14 protein-coding genes and 1 pseudogene are annotated in these 15,901 nt (G+C 44.6%); 6 read left to right on the forward strand and 9 right to left on the reverse strand.

Annotated elements, in window-relative coordinates:
• Positions 1 to 84 precede the first annotated feature (84 nt).
• The gene (locus Q4Q52_RS10375; RefSeq protein WP_311990562.1) at positions 85 to 2,397 is read left to right on the forward strand and encodes a hypothetical protein; all 2,313 of its coding nucleotides are present in this window, start codon (positions 85 to 87) and stop codon (positions 2,395 to 2,397) included.
• Positions 2,398 to 2,537: 140 nt separating this feature from the next.
• Positions 2,538 to 3,635 carry a calcium:proton antiporter gene (locus Q4Q52_RS10380; RefSeq protein WP_300476799.1) on the forward strand — a complete coding sequence of 366 codons (1,098 nt, stop codon included), beginning with the start codon at positions 2,538 to 2,540 and terminating at the stop codon, positions 3,633 to 3,635.
• 29 nt (positions 3,636 to 3,664) lie between these two features.
• On the opposite strand, the gene Q4Q52_RS10385 is transcribed toward Q4Q52_RS10380, so the two are convergent.
• The 5 genes from Q4Q52_RS10385 to Q4Q52_RS10405 form a co-directional block, all read right to left on the reverse strand.
• The gene (locus tag Q4Q52_RS10385) at positions 3,665 to 5,290 is read right to left on the reverse strand and encodes a rhomboid family intramembrane serine protease (protein ID WP_311990563.1); all 1,626 of its coding nucleotides are present in this window, start codon (positions 5,288 to 5,290) and stop codon (positions 3,665 to 3,667) included.
• A gap of 191 nt (positions 5,291 to 5,481) precedes the next feature.
• Positions 5,482 to 6,450 (reverse strand): D-alanyl-D-alanine endopeptidase, encoded by a 969-nt coding sequence (gene pbpG, locus Q4Q52_RS10390; RefSeq protein WP_105251600.1) that lies wholly within the window; start codon positions 6,448 to 6,450, stop codon positions 5,482 to 5,484.
• A 396-nt stretch (positions 6,451 to 6,846) separates the two neighbouring features.
• On the reverse strand, positions 6,847 to 7,338 hold the full coding sequence (locus Q4Q52_RS10395; RefSeq protein ID WP_311990564.1) for a GNAT family N-acetyltransferase: 492 nt from the start codon (positions 7,336 to 7,338) through the stop codon (positions 6,847 to 6,849).
• A 174-nt stretch (positions 7,339 to 7,512) separates the two neighbouring features.
• The gene (locus tag Q4Q52_RS10400; protein ID WP_311990565.1) at positions 7,513 to 8,232 is read right to left on the reverse strand and encodes an LrgB family protein; all 720 of its coding nucleotides are present in this window, start codon (positions 8,230 to 8,232) and stop codon (positions 7,513 to 7,515) included.
• A 2-nt stretch (positions 8,233 to 8,234) separates the two neighbouring features.
• Positions 8,235 to 8,669 carry a CidA/LrgA family protein gene (locus Q4Q52_RS10405; protein ID WP_028761649.1) on the reverse strand — a complete coding sequence of 145 codons (435 nt, stop codon included), beginning with the start codon at positions 8,667 to 8,669 and terminating at the stop codon, positions 8,235 to 8,237.
• A gap of 122 nt (positions 8,670 to 8,791) precedes the next feature.
• On the opposite strand from Q4Q52_RS10405, the gene Q4Q52_RS10410 reads away from it, so the two are divergent.
• The gene (locus Q4Q52_RS10410; RefSeq protein ID WP_028761648.1) at positions 8,792 to 9,682 is read left to right on the forward strand and encodes a LysR family transcriptional regulator; all 891 of its coding nucleotides are present in this window, start codon (positions 8,792 to 8,794) and stop codon (positions 9,680 to 9,682) included.
• A 7-nt stretch (positions 9,683 to 9,689) separates the two neighbouring features.
• Here Q4Q52_RS10410 and Q4Q52_RS10415 read toward each other — a convergent pair whose 3' ends face one another.
• Positions 9,690 to 10,571, reverse strand: coding sequence for a hypothetical protein (locus Q4Q52_RS10415; protein WP_311990566.1), 882 nt, complete (start codon positions 10,569 to 10,571; stop codon positions 9,690 to 9,692).
• A 369-nt stretch (positions 10,572 to 10,940) separates the two neighbouring features.
• Between Q4Q52_RS10415 and Q4Q52_RS10420 the strand changes: the two genes are divergently transcribed.
• The 3 genes from Q4Q52_RS10420 to Q4Q52_RS10430 are packed head-to-tail and all read left to right on the forward strand — an operon-like array spanning position 10,941 to position 13,081.
• Entirely contained in the window at positions 10,941 to 11,675 is a 735-nt protein-coding gene (locus tag Q4Q52_RS10420) for a basic amino acid ABC transporter substrate-binding protein (protein ID WP_311990567.1), read from the forward strand.
• 7 nt (positions 11,676 to 11,682) lie between these two features.
• Complete coding sequence (locus tag Q4Q52_RS10425; protein ID WP_115335381.1) at positions 11,683 to 12,363, forward strand: amino acid ABC transporter permease; 681 nt, start codon at positions 11,683 to 11,685, stop codon at positions 12,361 to 12,363.
• Positions 12,356 to 13,081 carry an amino acid ABC transporter ATP-binding protein gene (locus tag Q4Q52_RS10430; RefSeq protein WP_311990568.1) on the forward strand — a complete coding sequence of 242 codons (726 nt, stop codon included), beginning with the start codon at positions 12,356 to 12,358 and terminating at the stop codon, positions 13,079 to 13,081. The genes Q4Q52_RS10425 and Q4Q52_RS10430 overlap by 8 nt, the downstream gene beginning before the upstream one ends.
• A gap of 493 nt (positions 13,082 to 13,574) precedes the next feature.
• On the opposite strand, the gene Q4Q52_RS10435 is transcribed toward Q4Q52_RS10430, so the two are convergent.
• The 3 genes and pseudogenes from Q4Q52_RS10435 to Q4Q52_RS10445 form a co-directional block, all read right to left on the reverse strand.
• The gene (locus Q4Q52_RS10435; RefSeq protein ID WP_311990569.1) at positions 13,575 to 14,378 is read right to left on the reverse strand and encodes a hypothetical protein; all 804 of its coding nucleotides are present in this window, start codon (positions 14,376 to 14,378) and stop codon (positions 13,575 to 13,577) included.
• 342 nt (positions 14,379 to 14,720) lie between these two features.
• Positions 14,721 to 15,032, reverse strand: a pseudogene (locus Q4Q52_RS10440) (transposase); the annotation flags it as partial.
• A gap of 223 nt (positions 15,033 to 15,255) precedes the next feature.
• The coding region (locus Q4Q52_RS10445; RefSeq protein WP_311990570.1) for a transposase at positions 15,256 to 15,901 on the reverse strand (646 nt) is incomplete at its 5' end.

The raw sequence follows: 15,901 nt of genomic DNA on the forward strand, positions 1-15,901 counted from the left end.
ATAGATAAACCAAGCAGTTTAAAATTAGGATTCTTACATAGGCCGCACATACCTTGGCCTTAAGACCCAGAACAAGGAATCAGCATGTTCAATACCCAATTTCGCGTGATTAGCCTCGCCATTGCAGGGGCTAGCATAGTGAGTCTCCATGCGCAGGCCGCGCAAAATCTCTCCTCCATGATGGTCGAAATTCGTCAGCAAGACGGAATTCCCAGCTATTACAATCTCGCCACTGGCATGCCCTTAAATGGCGATATCGCCATAGTCCGCGATAACCAAGGATATACCTTAGGGCAATTTTCCCAGGGGATACCGAATGGTAAATGGCAAGTATTTCATACCAATAACAGCAAGCTTATCGAAGGAAACTATCAGCAGGGTTATCAAGATGGCACTTGGCGACTGTTCGATTTAAGCGGTGCAGTCACAGAGGAGCAGCAATTTACCAAAGGCGTGCCCACGGGCGAATGGAAGGAATACAACAGCAGCGGCCAACTCACCCAAACAACACACTATAAAGACGGTAAAAAAGAGCAGGTAAAACGCTTCTATGCCAGTGGAAAACTGCAAGCCCAAGAAAGCTACCTCGACAACCTGCGCCACGGTAAATGGGAAAGTTTCTATGAAAACGGCACCTTATCCCAAAGCCAAAGCTATGCAAACAACCAACTCTCCGGCCCCTATTTAGAACAAAATCCCGACGGGCAAGTTTCTGTGACAGGTCGCTTCGATGCCGAAGGCCGCCGCCAAGGATTGTGGGAAACCTTCTTCGACGACGGGACTAAATCGAGTGCCAGTCAGTTCAATCTTAATCAGCTCGATGGTGAAGAACGGACATTTTACCCCAATGGCGAACTCGCTAGCCTCTGCCAATATAAGGCAGGGCAACGCCAAGGCAAGTGTCAGCAATTTAACGATGCGGGTAAATTACAAGTTGAAGAACAGTATGTTAACGACGCTTTAGATGGGCAGCAGCAATATTTTAATGCCGAAGGAAACCTCACCAGCGATCTCAACTATAAGCAGAACCAACTTGCCGGTACGCAAAAGTATTTCTACGACAATGGCCAACTTAAAGAACTGCGCAGCTATCAAGACTCAAAGCTGGCTGAGAATGGACAATATCCGCTTCATGGACCATCGGAGCGTTATGATGCCGAAGGTCATTTGCTCGAAAAAAGCCACTACGACATGGGCATTCGAGATGGACTATTTGAGCGCTATAGCGCAGGCAAACTGCAATCTTCCGAGCAATGGCATCAGGGGCAGCGACACGGTGAATCACGCCGTTACCATAGCAATGGTCAACTGCGCAGCTTAGATGAATATGTCGAAGGTAAACTGACGGGTAAATCAGAGTCCTACTTTGAGGATGGCACTGTTAATGAGCGGGGCAAACGCATTAATGGTCAATGGGTGGGTCAATATGAATCCTTTTATGACAATGGCAAACCTCGCGAACTCGCCCATTACGCCTCAAAGAAAAAGGAAAATGCCAGTCGTTATCCGCTCGATGGCCATTTTGCCCGTTGGTATGCCAATGGCGATCCTAATGAAGAAGGCGAATATCAAAACGGCAATAAACAAGGCTTATGGATCCAGTACAGCGAAGGCCAGAAACAGCGGGAGCAAACCTTCGCCGATGGCAAACTCAATGGTGACTACATAGAGTATTACCACGGACGTCGCCGTGTGGCAGGGCAATATCTCGATAATCAAAAAACAGGTCTGTGGATTGACTACCGCTACGAAGAAAAAGACCCTACCTATGGCGCGATTCCAGAAGGGAATATCCAACAAAAAAGCCATTGGCAGGAAAACAAGCGTCACGGCGTTAGGGAGTTTTACAGCTTTAAGCAAGTGGTTTACCGCTCCGAAACCTATGATAAAAATGATAAAACAGGCCCGTATGCCGAATATTATCCCAATAATGGCCAGCTAAAACTCAGCGGCACTATGGATAAAGGCAATCAAACTGGACTATGGGAAAGCTGGTTTGAGGATGGGATGCAAGCGGCCAGCACTGAGTTTTTAGACGGGCAAAACCATGGTCAATCGAAGGAATACTACAGTAACGGCCAACTCAAACTAGAGGCCACTTATGCCAAAGGCTCGTTCGATGGTCAGGTTAAACAATATCACCAGAACGGTAAACCACAACTCGTTGAAACTTGGGTAAAAGGCCAAAAAGAAGGCGATGCCAGCTATTATCACAATAATGGCAAACTAGCCGAACAAGGGACATATCTGAGGGATCGCAAGGAAGGTCTATGGCAAAGCTTTTGGCCTAATGGCGAAAAACGCACCGAAGGCAGTTACATCAGTGACCGAGAGTCAGGTGATTGGAATCACTATGATCAACTCGGCAAACTGATTAAAACCGAGCACCACGGCTAACGTAGAAATGGGGTTGGGGATTACAGCGATCTAGCTCAAATATTTATCCTTAACCCCAAATCTAAAAGAAGTTTCATGCAAAGTGTGCCATAACAAGTGTCTATACTAACGGCCTTTTTTTCGCTTTGGACAAACTGCCTATGAAGACATTTATGAAAGACGAGTTCGCCCTGCTACTGGGAATACTGACCTTAGTATTCTTTAAAACCGGTGGCGATAGCTTACTCGCCGATGGCACTGCGCTTTCGACCTATATTCCCGTATCGCTCGCCCTATTGGGCGTTGTCACTTGGGCCATCTTCTCAGTGGTGCGCCACTCTGATGCGCTAGCGATTAAGCTTGGCGATCCCTATGGCACTTTAATCTTAACCCTGTCGGTAATATCACTCGAAGTGGTGATGATCTCCTCCGTGATGCTGACAGGGGAACCTAACCCTGTGATGGCGCGCGACACTATGTTTGCCGTGGTCATGTTGATTATCAATGGCTTAGTGGGATTCACCTTATTACTTGGCGGCTGGCGTTACCACACCCAGCTTTTTAATTTAGATGGCGTAAAATCCTATTTGGTCGTCATTATCCCGCTCGCCTTACTCTGTTTAGTGTTGCCCAATTTTACCGAAGGCGGCACTATCGGCAGCATGTCTAAAGCCATGTCTTGGATGCTGATCATTATTTCGATTCTGCTCTATGGCGTATTTTTAGTGGTGCAAACCAAGAGCCACAGCCATTTCTTTGTCGATGCCGACCATGAAGATCACGAGGAACACCACGGCATATTACGCAGTAATGCCTATCATACCGTGCTATTGATTGGTTACTTGTTGGTGGTGATCTTATTAGCAAAAACCTTAGCTATGCCAATCAATTACAGTGTCGCTACCTTAGGCGCACCGCAGGCATTAGGTGGCTTTATCGTGGCCTGTTTGATCTTGTCACCCGAAGCGGTGGGCGGATTTAAGGCGGCGTTAAACAATCAATTACAGCGGGCGATGAATCTGTACTTCGGCTCAGTGCTCGCCACGATTGCCCTTACCGTTCCCGCAGTCTTAATTATTGGCAGCGTGATAGATCAAGAAGTGCATTTAGGTTTGTCAGCCGCCGACATGGTGCTGTTAATCACCAGTTTAATGGTCTGCAAGGTCAGCTTCAGCAGCGGTCGCACCAATGCCCTGCACGGCGCGACGCATATAGTGCTGTTTATCGTTTACTTGTTCTTAATGTTTGAACACGCCTAAATCTTCTTAAATCCAAAGCCGAGCGCGGCTTATTTGCGTCTCGGCTTACGTTTTTTAGCTGGGCTATGGCCCTCAATCTTCCGAGCTCTTTGAGCACCTCGAGTCCCCTGAGCCCGCTGAGCATAGCGCAGCGAAAGGTAACCCAACACTAACCCACTCAACAATCCGCCAATATGGGCAGCATTGTCCACTCCACCCAATAATCCTGCGACAAGACTTATGGTCACAAAAAATGCCAAGTTAATACTCAGTACCCAGTTGATATCCTCAGGGAACATCTTTTTCCAAGCCCAAATCACGAGTATACCTAATAGCCCCATAATGGCGCCCGATGCACCGACACTCACAGTGGCATCATACCAACAGATACTGGCGATACTGGCCAATATCCCTGTGAACAAATACGCCAAAAATAGTCGCCACTTACCGAGTACAGGTTCAAGTAAGCTGCCGACAAAAAACAAGCCGTAAAGATTCAGCGCTAAGTGGGCTAAACCGCCATGGATAAAGGTACTCGTAATTAAGCGCCACCACTCACCAGCAAGCACTTTAGGTCGAAAGTTAGCTCCCCATTCAAGCAGGAAACTCCCCTGTAGACTAATAACATGTTGGCTTGACCATGCCATAAAGATAAACACTAATACATTGAGATACATCAGAATTGGAGTTGCAATAAAACCCGGCTTGGGCCGTATCATTTCAAAAAAATCATTAAGCTCGGCGATTGTACCGGCATGGTTCAAACGCTTTGTAACTGTTTCAGCCTTAAGCACCTCTTCATCCAGTTTCACCCGCAGCAAGGGCACAAACCAGACTAACGCACCTGCAACAAACCAAATCAGCATCCAAGCGAGTTTATGGCCATTACGGGCTTCAAATGGCTCAAACTTCGGCATAAAAATCGTTGGGTATTCAGCTTGATAAAGCGGACTTTTCTCTGCTGCGCTAAGTAAGTCTCTCTGCAGCGACGATGGGGCTAATCGTTCAAGGTAAACAAACGTTTGCGGGTCAAACTGATCAAGCTCACGTTGGGATTGAGTCAAAAATGCCTTGTATGCTTGTTCCTTTTCATCGGGTTCGAGTCTATTACTGATCTCCTGCTGATAAGTTTTACCATACCAAGCTAAGACAGAAGTTCGGCGACGATCGGCGCCACTCGCAAAAATCGGCATCGCAATATAGAGCGTCATATTCAAGTGACTGTTACCTTTTCCTGTCACCTCAATCTTTCGCTGCACACCAATTTGCGTCTTATCAATATAAGCTTGCTGTAACTGGTAATACTGTGTCTTTTTATGCAGATACAATTCTTGGATCGATGCTAATTGGGTTAACTGACCCGTTGCTGTTTTAAGATATTCCTGCGCAATAATACAAGGCACAGCCACGAGCTGCACGGCGAAAAGTAGATAGAAAAAGCGTGAATTATCCTTAACAAACTTCAGCAGTTTTAGCCTTGGCCTCAGAAAAACAAGCAACAAGAGCCATGACAATATCAGCGGTAATCCAAAATTGACCAGATCTTCATCTAAGCTAAAAAACTCAAATTTAATCAACAACAGCCAATGGATTAAGCTGTAGCCAGAGATAAATAACAGGCTCATGAATAAGAAGGGAAAATAAATCAGTTGAAGTTTTTTTAGTAAAACAGCCACACGTATTTCTTCCTTGAGTACATCAATCACTATGGTAATAATACCACGGGGAATTTACCAAAAATCATCAAGGACTTACAGTATTAAAAAGCCAAAGGCCAGATGGATTGCTCATCTGGCCTTTGGTTTTTTAGTCTTTACAAAGCCGTTAAGGCAAGAGATATGCTCCTGTTCGACTTCAAGGTCAAAGCCTAGGTCTCACTCAACTTAGCTAATTGCTGCTGGCTACGTTGTTTCTTGTATTGCTTAGCTTCAGCAGGAATAGGAGTGACTTTGCCAGTCTCTAGCCAGTTACGTAAACGGTTAGCATCCGCAATATGAGTATATTTGCCGTAAGCATCGAGCACGACAAATGCCACTTGGCGTTTTGCCATTTCAGTACGCATCACAAGGCAGTGCCCTGCTGCATTCGTAAAGCCTGTTTTGGTTAGATGAATATCCCAGTTATCTTTATAAACCAAACGATTGGTATTACGAAAATCTAAACTGTATCTTGGGTTGGCAAAGGTAACCGTCTTCTTCTCGGTCGAACTCAGCTGGCCTAGCATAGGGTACTTTTCACTGGCCTTAAGTAATACAATCAGATCACTGGCACTCGAAACGTTTTTATAGGATAAACCTGTAGGTTCAACATAGCGGGTATTTTTCATTCCCAGCGCTTTTGCTTTGGCATTCATCGCCTTAATAAAAGCTTTATGACCACCGGGATAATGATGTGCAAGACTTGCAGCTGCACGGTTTTCTGATGACATTAAGGTCAGCAATAACATTTCTTTACGGCTGATTTCACTGCCGATACGAACTCGAGAATAAACACCTTTCATTTCTTTGGTATCACGGATGTTTACCGCAAGCTTTTGCTCCATAGGTAACTTTGCATCCAGCACCACCATAGCTGTCATCAACTTAGTGACAGATGCAATTGACATTACTGCATTAGGATTATTGGAATAAAGCACTTCATTGGTTTTTAAGTCCACGACTATCGCACTACGCCCTGCAATTTCTTGCTTTAATGGTGCTTGCTTCGTTTTTGCTGTCGATTGAGTTTTGGTGCTTTTATATGCGACAGAGGCCGAATCGGCTGAATGCGCTGTCGTGGCAACGGTGAGACTGCTGCACGCAAGAATAAAACTACTGAGCAGAAAACGGATCTTCATATAGATTTCACTGAATAGATAAGGGATCGATTGTGCTATGGCACAGGTTTTGGCTAAGTATAGGAGTTCTACAGTGAAAGAAATAGAATGCAATTAGACTTTTATCAGTAAGATCAGCACTTTCTTCTCAATTTTTTTATGTAAAACCAGCTTAACCTGTCACCAATCCAGAGCAATAAAGCATCTAGATCTAGGCTTTTCAATTACAGTAGAGACAAAATCTTAGAAAGAGGCTTTTTTCAGTAGAATAATTTGAAATGAAAATAATGGGCGACTTTTTGCACTTTTAACAAAAGTCCCTGTACAACAGTGGTTTCAAGCATCTAAATACGTCATTTTAGGCGAATGAAAGCGTTAACATACGCCCTAAAATGCCGCGTTATAGCATCTTATCCGCTAGCGTAAGACAAATTCGAGTAAGGCTTCAGTATCTTCGCTCTCTTGTATCAGTTGGTCTGTCAGCACAAAACCGTGTCTGAGCAGCACTCGCTGTGAAGCTAAATTATGTTTAGCCACATGGGCAAAGAGGGGTCTTAAACTGACTAAAGGCAAAAATTGCGCTAAGGTCTGTGTCGCGATACCTTTGCCCCAATATTCACGGTCAATCCAATACCCTATAAGCGCTTGTCCATCACTTTGCCAATGCCCAATATTGCCCACAAACTTGCCATCGACCACTATCGCCCTTGGTAATACATTCACTTGTCCAAGAATATTTTGATGCCAATGTTTAAAAAACGCTTCCCGATCCCGAGGAGGAAATTGAGCAAGCTGGTTAGCAATGGGATCGCTTTGATGCACAAAAATAGCGTCAAGATCACTTTCAATAATCGGGCGTAAACTCACGCTGTATTGCGTGTTTGGCTGTTTGTCTGACTTACTAGACATAGGTATCACCATTAATACTATGTATTTCAACTTGGTACAGCATGCCACATTTTATGAAGGTAAGCTCAAAAAAAAGCGCATAACCGAGAAGGAGTTAGCGCTCGAAGAGGCAAATTTGCCGAAATTGAGGTGTGTAAATTCAAACCATAAAATTCACACGATAGCATTCAAAGCCTAGATAAAAATCAATGCAAAAACGGGTGCGCCTAACACCATAGCGATACCAATAAAAATCATAGTCAAACTGGCGATAACGCCCTCTTGCTTGCCGATTTCATTGGCTTTTGCGGCGCCCGCACCATGGGCAGATGCCCCTAGAGCAACGCCTTTACCTAACGAAGTACGAATACGCATAAATTTGAATAAGGGATCGCACACCAAGATGCCAATGACGCCTGTAATTAACACCATCATGGCCGTCAACTCAGGCACGCCGCCAAAGGCACTGGTCGCCTCCATCGCAAAGGGCGTCGACACCGAACGTACCAGCAAACTCTTAGACAACTCCACCGGCAGAGGCACAAACTTCACCAGCAGCCAAGAAGACATCATCCCTAAAAACAATCCCGCCATCACGCCTAAACCAATCGTCAGCGGATACTGGCGGATCAAGTTACGCTCACGATAAATCGGCAAAGCAAAGGCGATAGTTGCTGGCGCTAACATGGCCATTAACCAATGGGTGTATTCAAAATAGGTTGGCAGCGGGATTTTAAGATTAAACACCAATAAGGTAATCACTATTGGCGCTAATACTATGGGCGCTAACCACCAGACTCTATGGTACTTATAGAGACGCTTGGCACCGAAGTAACAGAATATGGTCAGCAATAAGCTGAATAAGGCTAATCCCGTCTGCGACAACACAAAATCCACCACTCTTGAGTCAGTCATAACTAAGCCGCCTTAGCGTGGCGACGGGCTTGCTTTTTGATGTTCAGTTGGCGCTCAAAACGAAACACTCTATCGACCACAAAGCCAGTACCAAACATCACACACACACTGCCCATCACTAAAGTGAACAATATATTGGTGCCGTATTGCTCAAACAAACCTTCGTACTTAATAACGGATATCACTGGCGGGATGAAAAACAGCAATAACTCACCAATCAACCAAGCGGCACCCAGTTGCACTGCATTTTCAGGAATGAGTTTAAAACCTAATAAAAATAAGAGTATGCCTAAGCCAATCACACTCCCTGGAATAGGAGAATGTGCCCAAGTGGCGAACCAGTGACATGCGAAGGACAGTAAACAGAAGAGGCCAATTTGGCTTAATAACAAAGCCCAATGTCGACACTGACGTATTGCGGCTTGTGGGAATGACATGATTTTCTCGGTTAGAACAAAGTTTTCTATAGAGCTATTCTAGGCTTGCCTATTTGATAAAAAAAATGAATATTAAGAATGTAATTCATGAATTTTAAGAATACATTTAAAGGTGAACCTTAATGGACCTCAAAGTTATCCGCTATTTTATCGAAATCGTCGATGCTGGAGGCTTCGGTAAAGCCAGCGAAAAAGTCCATCTCACCCAACCTGCACTATCAAAAGCCGTACGCCAATTGGAAGAGGAGCTAGACCTCATCTTACTCGAACGCGGTAAACGCGGCACCCAAGTCAAACTCACGCCCGCGGGCGAAGTTGTTTATCGACATGGCAAAGAGTTACTCGCTGGCCGACAACGCATGCTCGCTGAACTCACAGCCCAACGCAGCTTAACCGCGGGCGAACTCAATCTCGGATTGGCTCCTCTAGGGAGTGCCGAAATTTTTGCCCCGATTATTGCCAAATATCGCCAGCAATATCCGCAGATAGAGATGCACTTACTCGTCCGTGGCGGTGTAGAGCAAACCGCGGCAATCCAAAAGGGCGAAATTGAACTGGCTACTGGGATTATTGATTTTGATGAGGGCTATGACGGCATACGCGTGTTTAACGATCCTATGGTAGTGGTGCTGCCTAAGGAAAATCCGTTATCCACCAGACAGATATTATCGTTTAGCGATCTTAGTGCCGACCCTCAGGTGATGTTCGAAACCGAATACACCCTCTATCAATTAGTGCTCAATGCCTGCCGACACGCCGGATTTGTCCCTAAAAACATCACCCGCGTTAGCCAAGCCGATTTCGGTATTGCCTTAGTCGCCGCGGGCACAGGGGTGATGGTATTACCGCGCTCCATCGCGCGGCGCTACAGTGTACCCGGCGTCGTAAATATCCCACTGGCGAGTGACGAGCTGCGCTGGGAGTTATCCCTCTTTTGGCGCAAGGACCAAGTCTTATCCTTCGCGGCTCAAGCCATGATTGCTTTAGTCGAGAAACACTTAACTCATAAGTGACACTCTGTTACCAAGGGATCACTAAGCTTAAACGCACTAGCGTATCGCTATCCCATGGCAAAATAGGCAAATACTCAGCCGAGTTAATATCGACTTTGGCATAGTGGTCTAAATTGTATTGCGTGTGCTCGGCGCTCAACACGAGCATGCTGTTAGGCCGCCAAAAATCGGTTTGGTAACTCAGCTCAAAGCGATATTGATTCTCTAACCATTTGCCCTCGTCCTGCCATGTCTGCGCGGCCACTTGCATATGTAGCTTAGGCGTCACATTAGCCCCTACACTTCCCATAAAGGTATAAGCAAAGGTACCGTTGCCAAAATCGCCACGGTCGTAACCTCGGGTTCTAGGCACATCGTCATCGATTTCGAGATAGTAATAACCCGCTCCCGCCTTCAACTGGGCCTGTAATTCTTGCCCGTCAAAGCTAGCTGTAAGCCCAGGAAATACCTTAGCTTGTTTCTCCACCGAGCTAACAGTATTACGCTTTCCTTGTAAGTCGAACTGCCAACCCAATGAAAATTCAGGATTAATACGATACAACTCACCACTCGCGGCATAGGTGGACTTAAACCACACTGGGATATGGTCAGGGTCGAGTTTATCGACGTCTATGTCTATATAAGCATCCAGCGCCGCCGTCAGCAAAATATCGCTTTGGGTTTTATGTTCTAACAATAGACTCGCATTCACTCCTAAGGTGTGGGAATCCTCGACCACAAAATCATGGCTGCCTAAGCTGTAATGCCACTGAGTTTGCTCTTCGGCCTGCAGTGCACTCGATAAGCACAGGGCTAAACACACTAATGCAGAGTTGAAATAGTTCACTTTTGACTCCTGAAACATCGTTTCTAGTTTGATAATCAAATCAACCAGAGGGTTAAACTGCATAAAATAGGAATAACACCAACTAAGGTTGCCGTTAAAGAGCGGCTAAACTAGCCAATTTAATCGAAGAATAATAGGCGATAGTTCAAATTATGACACTCTCATTGAGATGCTGCTAATAAACACCACAAAAGTACAGATAGCCAAAAACCTAACAGTAACAATAGATATAGACCAAGGCACAAGAATTCAACCCAGAAAAAACAACTTATACACAAATTTGTACGGGAAAGCAGTGGCCCTCAATCTTGCGACTGAAAACCGTAAAAATAAAATGAATTTTTAATCAAATTAAAAGCATAATTATTGACACAACATGCTCATCTGCCTATAGTCGCCACACTGATAGTGAAATCGATAAGAGAGTCTTAAATGAAAAAATCCATGTTATTAGGCGGCCTGACCTTAACTGCCACCTTGTTGTTAGCTGGATGCGGAAAAAGCGATGACGTGTTAGTCGTTGGCACTAATGCCGCCTTCCCTCCTTTTGAATATGTTGGCGGCCAAAGTGGCGATGAAATCAAAGGCTTTGATATCGATCTGGCCAAGCAAATCGCTAAAGATGCCGGCAAGACGCTCAAAGTCGAAAACATGAAATTCGATTCACTGATCGTCGCGCTTAACTCGGGCAAGATTGATTTTATCGCCTCAGGCATGACGATTACCGCTGAACGTCAGGCCAACGTAAACTTCTCAGAGCCTTACTACGAAGCGACCCAAGTGGTACTGGTTAACAAAGATAACGATAGCATTCATACGCTTGAAGATATTAAAGGCAAACACTTTGCGGTGCAGTTAGGCACAACCGCTGACATCATGTCGAAAAAATATACCCAAAATATCACCGCCTTTAATACGGGTTTCGAAGCCATTATGGAGCTTAAAAATGCCAAGGTAGATTTAGTGTTATTCGACAGCGAACCTGCCGCTAACTATCTGGCTAAAAATCCTGAATTAAAGATGATTAAGCTGGATTTTCCTGCTGAGTTTTATGGCTTCGCCGTATCAAAAGAGCAACCTGAACTGCTGGCTAGCATCAATAAAACACTGGCTAAGATGAAAGCCGACGGCCAATATCAGACGCTCGTTTCTGCCCATATAAAGTGATATCAGCATGATAGACGCAATTAACAGCTCGCTGTTCAGCCCAATTGGCGAAGACGGCATGATAGGTATACTGCTGATATTAAATGGTTTGAAGGTGACGTTGATCGTCACTTTCTTCGCCATGTTATTAGGCGCAGTGTTAGGCATTGGCACCACCTTTATGAAGATGTCGTCTAAGTGGTATATCCGCTTCCCCGCCAATCTTTATGTCGGTGTTATCCGTGGCACGCCAGTGGTTGTGCAGTTAGTGATCCTTTACTTCATCGTACTTTCAGCATTAGATGTCGATAAAATCACCGCCGCCATCATCGCCTTTGGTCTCAATAGCGGCGCGTATATTTCTGAGATAATCCGCGCAGGCATTCAAGCCGTTGATAAAGGTCAAACCGAAGCGGCCCGTTCGCTCGGTTTATCCCAAGCGATGACTATGAAGTCGATTATTTTGCCCCAAGCAGTCAAGAATATTCTGCCCGCACTTGGTAATGAATTTATCGTGCTCCTCAAGGAAACCGCCGTTATTGGCTTTATCGGTGGTGTCGACCTTATGCGCGCCGGTGAAATCATCCGTAGCCGCACCTTCGAGGACAGTGTGCCGTTATTTACCTGCGCACTCATCTACCTATTCCTGACCTACAGCTTCACATTTGTGCTGTCGAAATTTGAAAAGAGGTTGAAACAAAGTGATTAAAATAACCAACCTGCATAAAAACTTCGGCGATAACCAAGTGCTCAAGGGCATTAGCGAGCATATTCGTCAGGGCGAAGTGGTGAGTGTGATCGGCCCAAGTGGCAGTGGCAAGAGTACCTTTTTGCGTTGTATTAATCTGTTAGAGCAGCCAAGCCAAGGCGATATCGAGATTGAAGGTCAACTCATCACAGCGCCAAATGCGAGCGTAGATAAACTGCGGCAAAAAGTGGGCATGGTGTTTCAAAACTTTAACCTGTTCCCCCATAAAACCGTCATTCAAAACATCACCTTAGCGCCCATTAGCCTAAAACTAATGACGCCCGCTCAGGCCGAAACGAAAGCCCTCGACCTATTGGCACAGGTTGGTTTAAGTGACAAAGCCAATGCCTATCCCGCCAGTTTGTCTGGCGGCCAAAAGCAAAGGGTTGCCATTGCCCGCGCATTAGCGATGGAACCTGATTTGATGCTATTTGATGAGCCAACATCGGCACTCGACCCAGAAATGGTCGGCGATGTGCTAGACGTGATGAAAGACCTCGCATTAAAGGGCATGACCATGGTGATTGTCACCCACGAAATGGGGTTCGCACGGGATGTATCCGATCGAGTGATCTTTATGGACGGCGGTTATGTGGTCGAATCTAGCCCACCCGATGAACTATTTAGCCACCCCAAAGAAGCCCGTACCCAAGCGTTTTTAAGCAAGGTATTGCGCTAGCTGAAGCGGCTTAAGTTAAATTCATTATTGGAGGCAGGGGCTGATTGCCATCTTGCATAACTCTCTGGCTTGCCTTTTTAGCACTAGCGTAACCAGTAGATTTGAAAGAGATACATAAAGCGCTTTGGGATAAAAGTGCATTGGAAAATGTGCACGAATAGTAAGATGGAGTGACTTATAACTTAAGCTGTTGAGAACTGAATGCATAGGCCCCGACTTAGAGGTTTGCCATGGCATTCGCTCATCGACTCGCAGCCAGTCCATCCGTGGATGCTCGACCGCCCCGTCCATGGGGCGGACGGTCGTCTCGCAAATCACCATGACTCACCTTTTTGGCATCAGCGTAATCTGTAGATTTAAAAGCCTTATGCAGCACGATTTTGGACAAAAATGAGTTAGTGCGACCACTCTAGTTCGTCTGACATTCATTAGAAAAAGTATCTTAGTCTAAACGTAAGGCCTTTTATCGCGTATGGAAATGATTGAGCATGTTTTAATCTACAAACCTCAATTCGCGGAGCCACCCATCAAAGATATCCGGTGTTAACGTGTAACCAGTAACCACCACATTATTTAATCCAAATAAAGGAGATTCTGCCTCCGGTTTACTGGGCAACCCTTCGAAGACTATCCCTATAATTAAAGGGTTACTCTCGCGATCTTCGGCATGAAAAATGGGACCTCCACTGATTCCACTAAGAAAATAATCACTATCATTGGGCAATCCTGCATGTAAAGTAATTTTTTCATTATCAAATGACCAGTTTCTTGAAGTGTGACCAGTAACCAAAACCAGTGGGCTTTGTGTCTGCAACTTATCCTCAGTTTTATGAATAGTTGGAAATCCAAATGCAACTGGAGTAGAAAGGGACTCACTATGGTCTGGATACTTCCATTCATCCAAGCAAATGGACTTCCTAGAATTGCTATTAAAGTGAACTTTTTTGACTGTCTCGCAAATTTTAATAATAGCTATGTCAGGCCTAGACGTTTCTCCATTTTGTCTTAATGCTCTGAAACCACCATGAGCATTTACTTCTGAAAGGCAAATAGGTTGTGTTCCAAACCCATACAGAGTCAACTTTCTTTGAGAGTTTTCCATATCACTTACGTGTGCGTTAGTAACCCCCCAAAGTTGTCCTTTATAATTAATGTACGTGAGTGTGCCGTTAACCTTCTCTACATTTTTCTCGTTGGCCCTTTGACGTTCAGTAAGAAATAAAGGATCACAGTAATTAATTACTAACTTGCTAAGACTTTCTGGTACATCTTTTAACTCTGTAATTTGGCTATCCATTATCCAACATCCATTACGTTTGTTCTAAATAAAAATCTGGCCAAATAAAAATCTGGCCACCCATTTTAGTTCAACAACATAATGCACTTTTGGTTTGTCTACAACTTGTAAAAATCTGGCTAAAAATCTGGCCACCCATTTTAGATCAACAACATAATGCACTTTTGGTTTGTCTACAACTTGTACGAGCTAAAATTGCTTAAATGAGAGTCATCAAAAGTTGAAGGGCTAAAGCTAAGGCATAAAAATGAGCTAACTCATTAAAAATAGTGTATTTAAGACATGCTAACCCACCCAATAAAACAAATGGGCAGTGATTGGTTTGGTTAAGCAGTATTACAGTTAGTTGCAGTGAAAGTGCTGACAGCTTGCGGCAAAGTGCCGTCGTCGCTTTTCTAGATGTTCACAGTAATCAGTGAGTGCTTGCAGCGTACCCACAGGGCCATGAAATAACTTGCCAAACTCAGTAGTGAGTTTGAGCCAATTGTCATAGGGGATATTTAATCTTGTCAGTAACTTGGCGCTATTTTCACTGATAGCACCTCGTTTGTCGCTTCGAATAATTCGACCTGTATCATCGACCAATTCAAGGTAATCCGATAATAAAAACGCAATGCCATTGGGCTGGTTGTCACATTCATTACCGATAAAAGGCTAAAAATCTGGCCACCCATTTTAGATCAACAACATAATGCACTTTTGGTTTGTCTACAACTTGTACGAGCTAAAATTGCTTAAATGAGATTCATCAAAAGTTGAAGGGCTAAAGCTAAGGCATAAAAATGAGCTAACTCATTAAAAATAGTGTATTTAAGACATGCTAACCCACCCAATAAAACAAATGGGCAGTGATTGGTTTGGTTAAGCAGTATTACAGTTAGTTGCTGTGAAAGTGCTGACAGCTTGCCGCAAAGTGCCGTCGTCGCTTTTCTAGATGTTCGCAGTAATCAGTGAGTGCTTGCAGCGTACCCACCGGACCATGAAATAGCTTGCCAAACTCAGTGGTGAGCTTGAGCCAATTGTCATGTGGGATATTTAATCTTGCCAGTAACTTAGCGCTATTTATACTGATTGCCCCACGTTTATCACTTCGAATAATTCGACCTGTATCATCGACCAATTCAAGGTAATCCGATAATAAAAACGCAATGCCATTGGGCTGGTTGTCGCGCTCATTACCGATAAAAGGCAGTAGATTTTTAGGTTGCTCACCTTTTAATGCGGCCCGAATACGCAGCTGAATACTGGTATGGTCGGATTGTTCTGGTGTATCAGCCAGTTGCGCTCTAATAGGATTCAAATCAACATAGGCCATACAAGTTAACACAGCGGCTTCATCGAGCAGGGCTTGCGATTTAAAGCGACCTTCCCAGAAACGACCTGTACATTTATCTTCTTGATTTGCTTGTCTTGCTATCGGTTCATTAAGGCAGCGCATAAACCATGAAATATCGCATAATCGGCTGCGGTAAATTGCGATTGAATGCTTTAATCTGTGAACTTCATGCGCCTCAACTAACTCA

Source organism: Shewanella sp. SP1S2-4 (assembly GCF_031932075.1).
Classification (GTDB): Bacteria; Pseudomonadota; Gammaproteobacteria; order Enterobacterales; family Shewanellaceae; genus Shewanella; species Shewanella baltica.

Excerpts from the sequence above, each read along its gene's own strand:
- Q4Q52_RS10400 (WP_311990565.1), bottom strand. The coding sequence starts at position 8,232 with ATGACTGACTCAAGAGTGGTGGATTTTGTGTTGTCGCAGACGGGATTA.
- pbpG (WP_105251600.1), bottom strand. The coding sequence starts at position 6,450 with ATGAAGATCCGTTTTCTGCTCAGTAGTTTTATTCTTGCGTGCAGCAGT.
- Q4Q52_RS10395 (WP_311990564.1), bottom strand. The coding sequence starts at position 7,338 with ATGTCTAGTAAGTCAGACAAACAGCCAAACACGCAATACAGCGTGAGT.
- Q4Q52_RS10375 (WP_311990562.1), top strand. The coding sequence starts at position 85 with ATGTTCAATACCCAATTTCGCGTGATTAGCCTCGCCATTGCAGGGGCT.
- Q4Q52_RS10425 (WP_115335381.1), top strand. The coding sequence starts at position 11,683 with ATGATAGACGCAATTAACAGCTCGCTGTTCAGCCCAATTGGCGAAGAC.
- Q4Q52_RS10435 (WP_311990569.1), bottom strand. The coding sequence starts at position 14,378 with ATGGATAGCCAAATTACAGAGTTAAAAGATGTACCAGAAAGTCTTAGC.
- Q4Q52_RS10405 (WP_028761649.1), bottom strand. The coding sequence starts at position 8,669 with ATGTCATTCCCACAAGCCGCAATACGTCAGTGTCGACATTGGGCTTTG.
- Q4Q52_RS10415 (WP_311990566.1), bottom strand. The coding sequence starts at position 10,571 with ATGCAGTTTAACCCTCTGGTTGATTTGATTATCAAACTAGAAACGATG.
- Q4Q52_RS10410 (WP_028761648.1), top strand. The coding sequence starts at position 8,792 with ATGGACCTCAAAGTTATCCGCTATTTTATCGAAATCGTCGATGCTGGA.
- Q4Q52_RS10420 (WP_311990567.1), top strand. The coding sequence starts at position 10,941 with ATGAAAAAATCCATGTTATTAGGCGGCCTGACCTTAACTGCCACCTTG.
- Q4Q52_RS10380 (WP_300476799.1), top strand. The coding sequence starts at position 2,538 with ATGAAGACATTTATGAAAGACGAGTTCGCCCTGCTACTGGGAATACTG.